Genomic DNA, 12,816 nt, shown 5'->3' with positions numbered 1-12,816 from the left:
TGTGTCGGCCGCTTGTCGTCGTCAGTTTTTCTTCGGGGTGTAGAACGGGTTCGACACATCGCGCGCGGCGGCGAACACCGCGTCGCGATGCGGCAGCCCTTCCATCGCGGCGACGATCGCGTTGCGGCACGCGCGATAGTTGTTCTCGAACACGGCATCGAGATCGTCGGTCTGCGGGTTCACCCAGTTCGCCGACACGACGACCCAGTCGTTCTCCGCTTCGGGCGGCAGCGTGCCGTTCTCGAGCGCTTCGGCCACGGCCTTCGCGATGCCGGCCTGCGATGCGCCCCACGTGGCGTTGCCGTGGAAATCGTTGGCGATCTGCGCCTTGTTGACGTACAGCGTGAGCGGCTTGGTCGGCACGCCCGGCTGCGCGATCACGACGAACGGCGCATGGCCGGCCGACGGCGTCGCGAGGGCCGTGGCGAACGCCTGGCCCGCCGGGCCGTTGCGCGGGCCGACCAGCACGTTGATGTGCGCGAGGTTGACGCCGGGGCCTTCGAAGCCTTCGCCGATGTAAAGCTGCCTGGGTTGGGATGCGGTCATTGCGGTGTCTCGTCGATGAGGTTGGGTGTGAGGCGATTGTGGTGGGCCGCGGCGCGGCCGGTGAATCGATGTTTTCTGATCGGGCTATGAGTTTTCGTCGTCTCCGGGAATGCCCTGAGCCCGGTGCGCAGACGCCCGCCGGGCGGACCTCGGCCGGTGTCATGACGGCGGGCGGGGCGGGATCGGCGGGTGGGCATTCGCGAACCGGCTCCGGGTTTGTCATACCCGGGCAGGGGTTGGAGGGCCGGGCGCATCCGGACAACAATCGGCGTACTCCGAGCCCTATCTTTCGTCTTCCCTTCTTTTTTCGAAAGCGAGTAATTCCGATGGCTGCCATTCAAAGGCCCGATTGGTCGAAGCTCAGTTCGCTCGATCCGGAGCTGATCCGCGCATTCGTCGCCGTGGTCGAGAGCGGCGGCTTCACCGCGGCGGCCCGGCAACTGCATCGCACGCAATCGACGATCAGCCTGCGCATCCGCACGCTCGAGGAGCGGCTCGACACGCACCTGTTCATGCGCAACAGCCGGCGGCTCGAGCTGTCGCGCGACGGCGAGAATTTCCTGATCCATGCGCGCCGCATCATCCAGGTGCAGAACGACGCGATCCTCGCGCTGAAGCAGGCGAGCAGCGACCGCGGCGTCGTGCGCTTCGGGCTGCCCGAGGACTATGCGGAGCTGTGGCTGCCGGACCTGTTGAAGTCGTTCTATGCGATGCGGCCGGGCGCGCGCTTTCACGTGCATTGCCGCACGTCGCTCGAACTGCTCGAACGGCTGCAGGCCGGCGAGCTCGACGTCGCGCTCGTCGTGCGGCACGGGCCGAACGCGGGCGGGCGGCTGCTCGGCCGTCACGAGGTCGTGTGGGCCGCGCACCGGGATTTCGCGCTCGGCCCGCAGGCGTCGGTGCCGCTCGCGCTGTTTCCGGAGACGTGCTGCTACCGGCAGCGCGGGCTGCAGGCGCTCGCGACGGCCGAGCGGCCGTATCACGTCGTCTATACGAGCCAGAGCCCGACCGGCATCAAGATCGCGGTGAATCACGGCGCGGCCGTGACGATGATCGACCGCTGCACGCTGCCCGAGAACTGGCGCGTGCTCGACGAGACGGACGGGCTGCCGCCGCTGCCGGCGGCCGATCTCGAACTGCATCGCTCGCCGGGCATCTGCGATCCGCTGACCGACGATCTGGTGTCGCTGATCGAATCGATGGTCGACGAGCGGCGGCGCGCGTCGCTCGAAGCGTTCGCGTAGCGGGGCGACCGATGCGCAGGCGGGGGCGGCGCGAACGGTGGCGCGCGGCCGCGGCGCCGGCGCGATGACTGTGAGATCGGCCGCCGGTCGCCTGCTTTTAGCTGCCGCCCAGTGCTCACCGACCACCGACCGCCGCCCAGCGCTCACCGACCACCGACCACCGACCGCCGACCGCCGACCGCCGACCACCGACCACCGACCACCGACCACCGACCACCGACCACCGGCCACCGGCCACCGGCCACCGGCCACCGGCCACCGGCCACCGCCCAGCGTCCAGCGTCCACCGCCCACCAGCCACCAGCCACCAGCCACCAGCCACCAGCCACCAGCCACCAGCCACCAGCCGCCGCACGGTGACGTGTCGCATCCCCCGTCCCGCTTTTTTGCACCGGCAGCCCGTTTCTTTGCACGACGTTTATGCGGTCTCTTCTAAGCTGGGCATGTGTCTAACAGCCGAGACGGCTTCCGTCCGCTCCATGACCTTCATTCATCCAGTTCCCGCCTTCAATGTCGCCGGCCGCCAGTTGCTCGCCGGCGCACGCAACAACGTCATTCCGTTCCCGCCGCCGCGCCCGCGCCTGCGGTTGCCCGTCACGTTGACGGCCGATTCCGGCGAACACGCGCACGCCCGGCTCGCGGCGCTGCTGCATTCCCCGCTCGGCGTGTATGTCGTCAGCGCGCGTGCCGTGCGCGACGTGGTTCACGTGCACTTCGACATTGCACCGGAAGACCTGGATTTCACGCTGCACATGCTGATCGCGCAGCAGGCCGATGCGGTGATCGGGCCGGTCGCGCGCCGATTGCGCGTCGGGCCGAAGGCACGGTGAAGCGGGGGACGGGTGTTGCCCGTTCCTTGACGGCTTGTCCGATCCGCCGCCCGATCGCCGGTTGCCGTGCTGTTCGCCCGCAGGCGGCGGACAGGCGTGCGACACCGCGTGCGCGGCGCCGATCCTGAATACGGAGGGGTCATGGACCTCATGGAAGCAGTGCATGTCGCGCGGCCGGCAAGCCGCCGGGTACGGACGGCGTCGCTGCCGTCGGGCCAGCAACTCGCGCGTCAGCTCGTGACGACGGTGCGCGTGGCCGAAGTGCTGCTGCATCAGGCGATCGTCGTGCCCGACGGGCATCAGTGGTCGGTCGACACCGAGCGGGTCGACGCGGCCGGCGGGCCGCTCGCGGCCTGGGAGACGTGTGTGACCTGGCGGATCGGCAAGGTGTTCGCCGCGACGGTCAACCCGGCCGCGCGCGTCAACGATCGCAACCAGGTCGCGGTCGAGATCCGGCTCTGCCTGCCCGAACAGGACTACCTGGCCGAGCGGCGTGTGAGCACCTTCGGCCGCCGCCACGGCAACCGCTTCGGCGCGACGCTGTCGGTCGCGTCGGGCGCGCAGTGGGGCTGGCAACGCGCGGAGCACGTCGCACCGGAGCACCGGCAGGTGCGCGGCGATACGCTGGAAGCGCTCGTCGATATGGTGGCCGCGAACGTCAACGCGGCGCTGGGCGCGGCCGGGTTTGGCGCGATGCGCTGATTACGCGTCGCCGGCCTGCCCGGTCTGACGCTGCAGGTCTTCCATCAACTGTTCCGCGAGAAAGTCGCACGGCGGCCGCTTCGATTTCGTGCTGCGCGCGAGAATCAGTTCGAGCGGCGGCAGGTCGGGCAGCCCGTGCGCGCGGCCGAGCATCGACAGTTGCGCGGGAATCGCGCAGCGCGCGAGCGGAGCGACCGCGAGGCCGGCCTCGACCATGCTGAGCAGTCCGAGCAGGCTCGGGCTTTCATACGAAGTGCGGTACGGCACCTTCGCGCGTTCGAGGCTGCGGATCGCGTTCTCGCGCGCGACGCTGCCCGGCATGAACACCGCGATCGGCAGCGGCCGCTCTTCCCACACGCGCGGCCCGTTCGTCATCGCGGCCCACGCCATCGGCTCGTGGCGGATGAAGTCGCCCGACAACCCCTTGATGCGCGTGCCGCAGACGAGATCGACGGTGCCCTCCTTGATCAGCGGTGCGAGCGCGCTGCTCGGCAGCCCCATCACCTGGATCTCGACCTTCGGGTAGGTTGCCGAGAACTTCTTCAGGACCGACGGCAGCAGCGACGACGCATAGTCATCCGGCACGCCGATCACGACCTTGCCGGTCACTTCCGGCCGCACCACGGCCGCCCACGCCTCGTCGCGCAGCGCCAGCATTCGTCTGGCAAATCCCAGCAGCACCTCGCCTTCGCGCGTCAGCACGATGCTGCGCGGCTTGCGCACGAACAGCGGCCGCCCGATCGCGTCTTCCAGGCTCTTGATCTGCATGCTCACGGCCGACTGCGAGCGGTTCACGGCCTCGGCGGCGCGGGTCATGTTGCCGGTCTCCGCGACGGCGACGACGGTGGCCAGCACGTCGTGATCGAGCATCTTCATGGGTATCAGGAAAACTGAACGTAACGATCAGCATTATGCGTTTTTATTGTTGCTGTGTGTCTGCCATAGTGCGATCACGCTGGCGTTTCGCCCGAGGGTGGCGCGGCGTTCAGGCCGGTTGATCCGGTGTGCAGGACTGAACAAGGAAGCGTGGTGTATCGATGATCGACCATCCGTTGCGCGCCGCACTGGCCGCGGAATTGCATGCACGGCCGTTCCTGCGGCTCGCCGAAGCCGTGTCGCTCACGCATTACGCGATCTACGCGGACGGCCAGCCCGACATCCACGAAACGCTGCTGCACGCGCTGTGCCGCGATACCGGCATTGCCGCGCCGCACGAAGGCGCGACGCACTACGCGGTGCAGTCGCCGAGCGGCTGGCACCTGAAGTGGGAGCGCCACACCGAATTCTCGACCTTCACGTTCGTCGCGCCGCGGCGCGACACCGGCTATTTCGACGATCTCGCGATCGAAGGCATTCCGGCCGCGTGGTTCGCTCGGCTCGCCGGCATCCGCTTCGTCGCGGTGCGCATGGAGCTGCTGACGGGTGACGCCGCGCGGCTCGTCTGCGGCGACCTGCGTCGCTGGATCGACGGGCCCGCGCTCGTCGGCAGCAACGTGCTCGGCGGCGGCAAGGTGTTCTGCGACTGGCATGTGCGCGACGACGGCTTCATGCGTTTTCTCGTCGTCGACGAGGATTTCCGCGAGGAGCAGGGCGGCCGCCTGCTGCAGCGCCTGTATGAAATCGAAACGTACCGGATGATGGCGCTGCTGGCGCTGCCCGTCGCGCGCCGGATGAGCCGCGAGCTCGACGAGATCCACGCGGCGCTGCACGCATTGATGCAGCGGATGGACGCGAGCGGCGCCGACGGCGACGATACAGCGCTGCTCGTCAAGCTCACGCATCTCGCGGTACGGGTCGAATCGCTGTCGGGATCGGGCGCGCGCTTCAGCGCGTCGCGGGCGTACGAAAAGCTCGTGCTGGCGCGCATCCACGAGCTGCGCGAGGAACGCATCGAAGGGATGCCGACGATCGCCGAATTCATGGAACGGCGCTTCGCACCGGCGATGGAAACCTGTCGCAGCGTATGGGCGCGCCACGAACAGATCGCCGCGCGGATCGCACGGGCGGTCGACCTGCTGCGCACGCGCGTGAACCTCGCGCAGGAAAAGGACGTGACGCGCCTGCTGGCGGGCATGGAGCGCACCGCGCGCAACCAGCTGCATCTGCAGCACGCGGTCGAGGGGCTGTCGGTGGCAGCCATTTCGTACTACGTGCTGTCGCTCGCGACGGCGGCGTTCAAGGCGCTGCACGTGATGAACCTGCCGGTCGATCCCGAACTGGCGGAGGGCCTGCTGATCGCGCCGGTCGTGTTCGCGGTGATTCATATCACACGGCGCACGCGCGCGCAGCTGGCGCGATCGGAGGCGGCGCACGACGGCACGACGGTGCAGGCTGCGGTGTTGAAGCAGGTCGGTTAGAACATCTAAAACATATTCAGGTAAAGGAGTGGAGATGACTTTTTCGCAGAAACAACCGGAGTTTTACAGCGGTTTCGATGCCGCATTCGACGAACCGGCACCGGATGACGTGGGTGTGCCCGAGGCCGCGCGCGTGACGTCGTATCAGGCCGTGCTTCAGGAGCCGATGACGTCGCTCGTCGGGAATACGATCGATCGGCCGGATGTCGCGGCGGTGGCGATTCTCGGTTACAACTGATGCAACGCTGAGCGAGTGTTCTGCGCGGCCGCGCAGCGTCGACGAGCAAGCCCTTCCCGATCAACCGGTGGCGTGCATCCGCGGCATCGTCGGGTACGCCACCCATCGGGCGTCGATCTTGCGGCCGGGCAGAAAATGAAACTCGATATAGCCGTCGCGCCGGTTCGGCAATGCCGGCACGGCGACGTCGGTTTCGACGATTTCAGGCGCCTGGTTCCGGGCGTCTTCTTCAGGCGTCAGATCGTACGTGATCCTGACGTGCCAGATCTTTTTGTCGCGCGGTACGCTCATGCAGCACACCGTGCCGCCCCCGCCGCCGAACTGGCGTGCGTGCACGCTGCCGGCGCCGAAGCCATCAACCACGAAGCTGTAGATGCCACGATCGGTGTAGTTGAATCCCACGACACGATACGGGCCGTCGGCGCGCGTCTGTGCGTGGACCCACCAGGCCGCGCCCACCAGCAGCGCTGCGATGGCAAGCGGGTTGAGCGTCATGCGGCGTAGCAGGTTCGGCATGTCGATGTTCTCGTGAATCGGTTCGTCGGCGACGATCCGTTGTTGGTTGTGCCCGGGCGCGTGACGCGCGCGCCGGCGGCCGACGTCATCGCGCGCGCCTGACAGGCCCGGCCCCTTGCGCAAGCGCCAGTTCGACGAACGCGCGCGCGGCCGCGCTCCGGTACGCCCCCTTGCGTTGCAGCAGCACGGCCGTACGCCGCAGGACAGCCGGATCGAGCGCGACGGCGACGAGATCGTCGTGCCCGCTCGCGATCGTCGCGGGCAGCAGCGTCGCGAGGTTCGTGCGGCGCACGATCTCGATCACCGCGCCCAGCGAATTTGCTTCCATCAATACGCGCGGCCGCACGTCGTGCTCGCGGAAATAGCGATCGATCTGCACGCGTGTCGCGAACTCTGCCGTGAGCAGCACGAGCGGCGCGTCGTGCAGCGCGCGCAGGCCGGCCTTGCGTTTCCCGGCGAGCGCATGCCGGCGGCTCACGACGAGCGCGAGTGTTTCGACCAGCAGCGTTTGCGCTTCGATATCCGCCGTCTGCACCTCGTCGAACGCGATGCCGACATCGAGCTCGTCGTCGACGAGCAGCGCCTCGATGCGCTCCTGCGACATCTCGCGCACCGACAGCGCCACATCCGGATAGCGGCCGTGAAACGCCTCGACGAGCGGCCCGACGAGATAGCTCGTGAAGGTCGGCGTAACCGCGATCCGCAGTGAGCCACGGCTCAGATCCTGCACGTCGTGAATGGCGCGCCGGCCTTCCGCGAGATCGTGCAGCGCCTGCCGCGCATAGCGGAAATACACGTCGCCGGCATCGGTCAGCCGCGTCACGCGCCCGGTGCGGTCGAACAGTTGCGCGCCGAGCGTCTCCTCGAGCTGGCGGATCTGCTGGGACAGCGCGGGCTGCGACACATGCAGCGCGGCGGCCGCGCGCGTGAAGCTGCGATGCTCGGCGACGGCGAGGAAGTAGTGGATATGGCGCAGCAGCATGGCGGTTCCTATAAGTCCTGCTTATCCGGTGGATCATAAATCAGTCTTTTACGTTATTGGAAGTCCGGCGTAACCTGCCCTTCATCGATTCCACCCGCACCGGAGAACACACGATGAAGGACATCATCGAAGGCTTCCTGAAGTTCCAGCGCGACGCCTACCCGGAGCGTGCCGCGCTGTTCCGCGATCTTGCGCGCAGCCAGAATCCGCGGGCGCTGTTCATCTCGTGCTCGGACAGCCGGCTCGTGCCCGAACTCGTCACGCAGCGCGAACCGGGCGACCTGTTCGTGATCCGCAATGCCGGCAACATCGTGCCGTCGTACGGCCCCGAGCCGGGCGGCGTGTCGGCGTCGGTCGAATACGCGGTGGCCGCGCTGCGCGTGACCGACGTCGTGATCTGCGGCCATTCCGATTGCGGCGCGATGACCGCGATTGCCACCTGCCAGTGCATGGACCACATGCCGGCCGTCGGCCACTGGCTGCGCTACGCCGATTCGGCGCGCGTCGTGAACGAGGCGCGTACGCATCGCAGCGAACGCGAGCGGATCGACTCGATGGTGCGCGAGAACGTCGTCGCGCAACTGGCGAACCTGAAGACACACCCAGCCGTGCGGCTCGCGCTCGAAGAAGGGCGGCTCGCGCTGCACGGCTGGGTCTACGACATCGAATCGGGCTGCATCGACGCCCATGACGGCGCGACCGGCCGGTTCGTCTCCCTGGCGGACCATCCCGATGTCCGCGCCACGCCCGCGACGCTTCCCGTCGCGGCCTGAATCGCTCCTACCCCATCACGAGGAATTGCCATGATCCAGTCCCAGCACAGCCAGACCGCCCGCCACGCGCTTGCGGAGACCGTCGTTCTCGCGAAGGCGCGCAAGAACCTGTCGTTCGCGCAGCTCACCGAAGGTACGGGCCTGAGCGAAGCGTTCGTGACCGCCGCGCTGCTCGGCCAGCATGCGCTGCCGGCCGATGCGGCGCGCAGCGTCGCCGACAAGCTCGGCCTCGACGACGACGCGGTGCTGCTGCTGCAATCGATCCCGCTGCGCGGCAGCATCGACGATCGCGTGCCGACCGACCCGACGATTTACCGCTTCTACGAGATGCTGCAGGTGTACGGCACGACGCTGAAGGCACTCGTTCACGAGAAGTTCGGCGACGGCATCATCAGCGCGATCAATTTCCGGCTCGACGTGAAGAAGGTCGACGATCCCGAAGGCGGTTCGCGCGCGGTGATCACGCTCGACGGCAAGTACCTGCCGACCAAGCCGTTCTGACGCCGGCGCGGCACCACGGCAGCGGTGCCGCGCAGGTTTCCGCCCGACGTGCGTCGGCCGCCGGCCGGCGCACGTTCCCGCCATTCCGTTTCTACGAGGACGCAGCCATGGATTTTGTGAAACGCACGATCGATCTTGCGATGAAGAACGTGGAAGAGGGCGGCCGCCCGTTCGCGACGGTGATCGTCCGCGACGGCGAGATCGTCGCCGAGAGCCCGAACCTCGTCGCGCAGACCAGCGATCCGACCGCGCACGCCGAGATCCTCGCGGTGCGCGACGCGTGCCGCAAGCTCGGCACCGAGCACCTGACCGACTGCGAGATCTACATTCTCGCGAGCCCGTGCCCGATGTGCCTCGGTTCGCTGTACTACTGCAGCCCGAAACGCGTGGTCTACATCACGACGCGCGAGGACTACGCGCCGTTCTACCGCGACGACCGCAAGTATTTCGAGCTCGACACGTTCTATGCCGAATATGCGAAACCGATCGAGGAACGCCGGCTGCCGATGGTGCAGCACAAGCACGGCGACGCGATCGCCGTCTACCGGCGCTGGAAGGAACTGAACGCGAAGTGACGTGACCCGCGCGGCGCACAGGCCGCGCTTGGCAGCCGCCCGGCTGCTCGTTTTCCCGACCCCCCGTTTCACCCTCCGTGTCACCCGGCGGCGCCCTTGCCGCCGGAGCGCCCGCGCTGCCGCGCGGGGCCGGGTCGTGCCCCCGTTTTCCCGCCTCCCCAAACATCGATCCCGTTCAATGTCCGGAACGGAAATCCGCGATCCAAAAGGTTTTTGACGGGTTTAAAAATTCGCACTGGAGACGACAGAAACGTGCGGAAAGCCCGATGAAAACCGATGAAATCTTCATGACAGCCAGCGCGGTGCCTCCGGTCGTTCGCGACTGATTGCCCACGATCGCCGTGCGTGCCCCCACACCTGTTTCGTTGCGCCATTCGTTCCGGACGAGGAATCGCTCGATCCCTCTCCGCCAGCACCGCGCGACTGCCGACCGGTCGCGCCTGACGCCTGAGATTCGCTTACCTGCTTAAAACGGACCATCATGAAACGGGATTCATTCAGTACACCTGATGCGATGCATCGACCGGCGACGGACATGCTCAAGCCGAACGACGCCTTCGTGCGCATCGAAAACGTCGTGAAGAAATTCGGCGACAGCACGGCCGTCGACAACGTGAACCTGACGATCGCGAAGAACGAGCTGTTCGCGCTGCTCGGCAGCTCGGGCTGCGGCAAGTCCACGCTGCTGCGCATGCTCGCCGGGCTCGAGACGGCGACCTCCGGCAAGATCTTCGTCGACGGCGAGGACCTCGCGTCGCTGCCGCCGTACCGCCGCCCGGTGAACATGATGTTCCAGTCGTACGCGCTGTTCCCGCACATGACGGTCGAATCGAACGTCGCATTCGGCCTGAAGCAGGAAGGCACGCCCAAGAACGAGATCAAGGAACGCGTGGCCGACGCGCTCGCGCTCGTGCAGATGAGCAAGTACGCGCAGCGCAAGCCGCATCAACTTTCAGGCGGCCAGCAGCAGCGCGTCGCGCTGGCGCGTTCGCTGGTCAAGCGCCCGAAGCTCCTGCTGCTCGACGAGCCGATGTCCGCGCTCGACAAGAAGATCCGCCAGAAAACCCAGCTCGAACTCGTGAACATCATCGAGAAGGTCGACGTGACCTGCGTGATGGTCACGCACGATCAGGAAGAGGCGATGACGATGGCCAGTCGCCTCGCGGTGATGAGCGAAGGCAAGATCGTGCAGATCGGCGCGCCGGGGGAAGTCTACGAATTCCCGAACAGCCGCTTCTCGGCCGAATTCATCGGCTCGACCAACCTGTTCGAAGGCCGTGTGGTCGAGGACGAACCCGATCACATCTTCGTCGAGAGCGACGACCTCGAAGCGCGCATGTACGTGAGCCACGGCATCACGGGCCCGCTCGGGATGCCGGTCGGCATCTCGGTGCGTCCGGAACGCATCCACGTGTCGCGCGAGAAGCCCGGTTCGAAACACAACTGGGCGCGCGGTGTCGTGACCGACATCGCGTACATGGGCAGCTACTCGCTGTACCACGTGCGCTTGCCGAGCGGCAAGACAGTCGTGTCGAACCTGTCGAGCTCGCACCTGATGAGCGATACGGCTCCGGCGTGGAACGACGACGTGTTCGTGTCGTGGTCGCCGGCGAGCGGCGTCGTGCTGACGCAATGAGGACGCCACGATGAGAACCTCTGCTTCCACTCCGTCCGCGCCGGTGTCGTCCGGCGCCGCGAGCACCGGCGCCGGACGGTCGCGCCCGGGCCGCTTCGCGCTGCTGTCGCGCTTCCTGCCGTCGGGCCGCAGCGTCGCGATCGGCGTGCCGTTCCTGTGGCTTGCCGTGTTCTTCGCGCTGCCGTTCGTGCTGGTGCTGAAGATCAGCTTCGCCGACCAGGTGATGGGCATCCCGCCGTACACGTCGCTCGTCGAGTTCAAGGACGGCGTCGTGCACTTTGCGCTGCAGCTGTCGCACTACGCGTTCCTGCTGCAGGACGACCTGTACATCGCGACCTACCTCAGCTCGCTGAAGATGGCCGCCGTGTCGACGGTGCTGTGCCTGCTGATCGGCTATCCGATGGCGTACTACATCGCGCGCTCGGAGCCGAACCGCCGCAACGTGCTGATGATGGCCGTGATGCTGCCGTTCTGGACGTCGTTCCTGATCCGCGTGTACGCATGGATCGGCATCCTGAAGGATGACGGCCTGCTGAACCACACGCTGATCGCGCTCGGCATCATCCACACGCCGCTGCGCCTTTATCACAGCGATGCGGGCGTCTACATCGGGATGGTCTATTCGTACCTGCCGTTCATGGTGATGCCGTTGTACGCGCACCTCGTGAAGATGGACCTCACGCTGCTCGAAGCCGCATACGACCTCGGCGCGAAACCGTGGGTCGCGTTCACGCGCATCACGCTGCCGCTGTCGAAGAACGGGATCATCGCGGGCAGCCTGCTGGTGTTCATCCCGGCGGTGGGCGAGTACGTGATTCCGGAACTGCTGGGCGGCGCCGACACGCTGATGATCGGCCGCGTGATGTGGGATGAATTCTTCAACAACATGGACTGGCCGATGGCGTCCGCGGTGACGGTCGCGATGGTGATGCTGCTGCTGGTGCCGATGGCGCTGTTCCAGTACTACCAGGTCAAGGAACTGGAGGACGCGAAATGATCAAGCCGAGCAAACCGCTGTCGACGGGCGTTCTCGCCTTCGGCTTCCTGTTCCTGTACATCCCGATCATCAGCCTGATCGTGTACTCGTTCAACGAGTCGAAGCTGGTGACGGTGTGGTCGGGCTTCTCGCTGAAGTGGTACAGCGCGCTGCTGGACGACGACGAGCTGCTGACCGCCGCATGGCTGTCGCTGAAGATCGGCCTGCTGACGGCGACCGCGTCGGTCGTGATCGGCACGTGGGCAGGCTTCGTGCTCGCGCGCTTCGGCCGCTTCAAGGGCTTCACGCTGTACACGGGGATGATCAACGCGCCGCTGGTGATTCCGGAAGTGATCCAGGGCATCTCGCTCTTGCTGCTGTTCGTTGCGCTGGAGCAGATGTTCGGCTGGCCGAAGGGCCGCGGGATGCTGACGATCTGGATCGGCCACGTGATGCTGTGCGTGTCGTACGTGGCGATCATCGTGCAGTCGCGCGTGAAGGAGATGAACAAGTCGCTGGAGGAAGCGGCGCTGGATCTGGGCGCGACGCCGCTGAAGGTGTTCTTCGTGGTGACGCTGCCGCTGATCTCGCAGGCGCTGCTGTCGGGGTGGCTGCTGTCGTTCACGCTGTCGATCGACGACCTGGTGCTGTCGGCGTTCCTGTCGGGGCCGGGGTCGACGACGCTGCCGCTGGTGGTGTTCTCGCGCGTGCGGCTGGGGCTGAACCCGGAGATGAACGCGCTGGCGACGCTGTTCATCACGGCGGTGACGATCGGCGTGATCGTCGTGAACCGGATGATGATCGCGCGCGAGCGGCGCCGGGTGGCCGACATGAAGGCGGCGTTCGCGGTGGCGTGAGCGTGAGCGCAGGCGTGATGGCGTGATCGCGTGATCGCGTGACGAAAGCGACGGCGGGCCCGTAACGGGCCCGCCGTTTGCAT

The 12,816-nt window shown here is 66.7% G+C and carries 15 protein-coding genes; 11 read left to right on the top strand and 4 right to left on the bottom strand.

Translation table 11 applies throughout. The features are described 5' to 3' along the window. Nucleotides 1-21: 21 nt before the first annotated feature. The gene (gene fae / locus ACPTTF_RS31375) at nt 22-546 is read right to left on the bottom strand and encodes a formaldehyde-activating enzyme (RefSeq protein WP_124520836.1); all 525 of its coding nucleotides are present in this window, start codon (nt 544-546) and stop codon (nt 22-24) included. Nucleotides 547-872: 326 nt separating this feature from the next. Between fae and ACPTTF_RS31370 the strand changes: the two genes are divergently transcribed. The 3 genes from ACPTTF_RS31370 (at nt 873) to ACPTTF_RS31360 (ending at nt 3,322) form a co-directional block, all read left to right on the top strand. Next, complete coding sequence (locus ACPTTF_RS31370) at nt 873-1,790, top strand: LysR family transcriptional regulator (protein WP_044848054.1); 918 nt, start codon at nt 873-875, stop codon at nt 1,788-1,790. Between the two features lie 479 nt (nt 1,791-2,269). Next, the gene (locus ACPTTF_RS31365; RefSeq protein WP_423369917.1) at nt 2,270-2,620 is read left to right on the top strand and encodes a hypothetical protein; all 351 of its coding nucleotides are present in this window, start codon (nt 2,270-2,272) and stop codon (nt 2,618-2,620) included. A gap of 141 nt (nt 2,621-2,761) precedes the next feature. Next, nucleotides 2,762-3,322 (top strand): hypothetical protein, encoded by a 561-nt coding sequence (locus tag ACPTTF_RS31360; RefSeq protein WP_423369561.1) that lies wholly within the window; start codon nt 2,762-2,764, stop codon nt 3,320-3,322. Here ACPTTF_RS31360 and ACPTTF_RS31355 read toward each other — a convergent pair whose 3' ends face one another. After that, nucleotides 3,323-4,198: a LysR family transcriptional regulator gene (locus ACPTTF_RS31355; protein WP_166955234.1), complete on the bottom strand. Its 876-nt coding sequence runs from the start codon at nt 4,196-4,198 to the stop codon at nt 3,323-3,325. It abuts the gene before it with no gap. 161 nt (nt 4,199-4,359) lie between these two features. Between ACPTTF_RS31355 and ACPTTF_RS31350 the strand changes: the two genes are divergently transcribed. Together ACPTTF_RS31350 and ACPTTF_RS31345 are read left to right on the top strand one after the other, a co-directional pair. Next, on the top strand, nt 4,360-5,679 hold the full coding sequence (locus ACPTTF_RS31350; RefSeq protein WP_423369560.1) for a DUF3422 family protein: 1,320 nt from the start codon (nt 4,360-4,362) through the stop codon (nt 5,677-5,679). Between the two features lie 34 nt (nt 5,680-5,713). Continuing rightward, on the top strand, nt 5,714-5,917 hold the full coding sequence (locus ACPTTF_RS31345) for a hypothetical protein (protein ID WP_423369559.1): 204 nt from the start codon (nt 5,714-5,716) through the stop codon (nt 5,915-5,917). A 60-nt stretch (nt 5,918-5,977) separates the two neighbouring features. Here ACPTTF_RS31345 and ACPTTF_RS31340 read toward each other — a convergent pair whose 3' ends face one another. Together ACPTTF_RS31340 and cynR are read right to left on the bottom strand one after the other, a co-directional pair. After that, complete coding sequence (locus ACPTTF_RS31340) at nt 5,978-6,556, bottom strand: DUF3304 domain-containing protein (protein WP_423369558.1); 579 nt, start codon at nt 6,554-6,556, stop codon at nt 5,978-5,980. Then, nucleotides 6,519-7,415, bottom strand: a complete 897-nt coding sequence (gene cynR, locus ACPTTF_RS31335) for a transcriptional regulator CynR (protein ID WP_423369557.1) — start codon at nt 7,413-7,415, stop codon at nt 6,519-6,521. The genes ACPTTF_RS31340 and cynR overlap by 38 nt, the downstream gene beginning before the upstream one ends. A 113-nt stretch (nt 7,416-7,528) precedes the next feature. Between cynR and ACPTTF_RS31330 the strand changes: the two genes are divergently transcribed. From ACPTTF_RS31330 to ACPTTF_RS31305, 6 genes are all read left to right on the top strand, one after another. Further along, entirely contained in the window at nt 7,529-8,188 is a 660-nt protein-coding gene (locus ACPTTF_RS31330) for a carbonic anhydrase (protein ID WP_111019455.1), read from the top strand. A 30-nt stretch (nt 8,189-8,218) separates the two neighbouring features. Continuing rightward, a complete protein-coding gene (gene cynS / locus ACPTTF_RS31325; RefSeq protein ID WP_166955223.1) occupies nt 8,219-8,689 on the top strand; it encodes a cyanase in 471 nt (156 codons plus the stop codon). A gap of 107 nt (nt 8,690-8,796) precedes the next feature. After that, nucleotides 8,797-9,264: a nucleoside deaminase gene (locus ACPTTF_RS31320; RefSeq protein WP_166955221.1), complete on the top strand. Its 468-nt coding sequence runs from the start codon at nt 8,797-8,799 to the stop codon at nt 9,262-9,264. 514 nt (nt 9,265-9,778) lie between these two features. After that, a complete protein-coding gene (locus ACPTTF_RS31315; protein WP_423369916.1) occupies nt 9,779-10,900 on the top strand; it encodes an ABC transporter ATP-binding protein in 1,122 nt (373 codons plus the stop codon). A gap of 10 nt (nt 10,901-10,910) precedes the next feature. Then, a complete protein-coding gene (locus ACPTTF_RS31310; RefSeq protein WP_423369556.1) occupies nt 10,911-11,897 on the top strand; it encodes an ABC transporter permease subunit in 987 nt (328 codons plus the stop codon). Then, on the top strand, nt 11,894-12,733 hold the full coding sequence (locus ACPTTF_RS31305) for an ABC transporter permease subunit (protein ID WP_166955215.1): 840 nt from the start codon (nt 11,894-11,896) through the stop codon (nt 12,731-12,733). Before ACPTTF_RS31310 ends, ACPTTF_RS31305 begins: the two co-directional genes overlap by 4 nt. Nucleotides 12,734-12,816 lie beyond the last annotated feature (83 nt).

The organism is Burkholderia crassaminum (assembly GCF_964265005.1).
Taxonomy (GTDB): Bacteria; Pseudomonadota; Gammaproteobacteria; order Burkholderiales; family Burkholderiaceae; genus Burkholderia.
Note: the sequence above shows the minus strand (reverse complement) of the source record. Positions and strands in the feature narration are given on the sequence as shown.

Bases quoted from the DNA above. Each gene is read 5' to 3' on its own strand.
- cynR (WP_423369557.1), bottom strand. From the start codon at position 7,415: ATGCTGCTGCGCCATATCCACTACTTCCTCGCCGTCGCCGAGCATCGC.
- ACPTTF_RS31315 (WP_423369916.1), top strand. From the start codon at position 9,779: ATGCATCGACCGGCGACGGACATGCTCAAGCCGAACGACGCCTTCGTG.
- cynS (WP_166955223.1), top strand. From the start codon at position 8,219: ATGATCCAGTCCCAGCACAGCCAGACCGCCCGCCACGCGCTTGCGGAG.
- fae (WP_124520836.1), bottom strand. From the start codon at position 546: ATGACCGCATCCCAACCCAGGCAGCTTTACATCGGCGAAGGCTTCGAA.
- ACPTTF_RS31320 (WP_166955221.1), top strand. From the start codon at position 8,797: ATGGATTTTGTGAAACGCACGATCGATCTTGCGATGAAGAACGTGGAA.
- ACPTTF_RS31350 (WP_423369560.1), top strand. From the start codon at position 4,360: ATGATCGACCATCCGTTGCGCGCCGCACTGGCCGCGGAATTGCATGCA.
- ACPTTF_RS31305 (WP_166955215.1), top strand. From the start codon at position 11,894: ATGATCAAGCCGAGCAAACCGCTGTCGACGGGCGTTCTCGCCTTCGGC.
- ACPTTF_RS31360 (WP_423369561.1), top strand. From the start codon at position 2,762: ATGGACCTCATGGAAGCAGTGCATGTCGCGCGGCCGGCAAGCCGCCGG.
- ACPTTF_RS31310 (WP_423369556.1), top strand. From the start codon at position 10,911: ATGAGAACCTCTGCTTCCACTCCGTCCGCGCCGGTGTCGTCCGGCGCC.
- ACPTTF_RS31330 (WP_111019455.1), top strand. From the start codon at position 7,529: ATGAAGGACATCATCGAAGGCTTCCTGAAGTTCCAGCGCGACGCCTAC.
- ACPTTF_RS31345 (WP_423369559.1), top strand. From the start codon at position 5,714: ATGACTTTTTCGCAGAAACAACCGGAGTTTTACAGCGGTTTCGATGCC.
- ACPTTF_RS31355 (WP_166955234.1), bottom strand. From the start codon at position 4,198: ATGAAGATGCTCGATCACGACGTGCTGGCCACCGTCGTCGCCGTCGCG.
- ACPTTF_RS31370 (WP_044848054.1), top strand. From the start codon at position 873: ATGGCTGCCATTCAAAGGCCCGATTGGTCGAAGCTCAGTTCGCTCGAT.
- ACPTTF_RS31365 (WP_423369917.1), top strand. From the start codon at position 2,270: ATGACCTTCATTCATCCAGTTCCCGCCTTCAATGTCGCCGGCCGCCAG.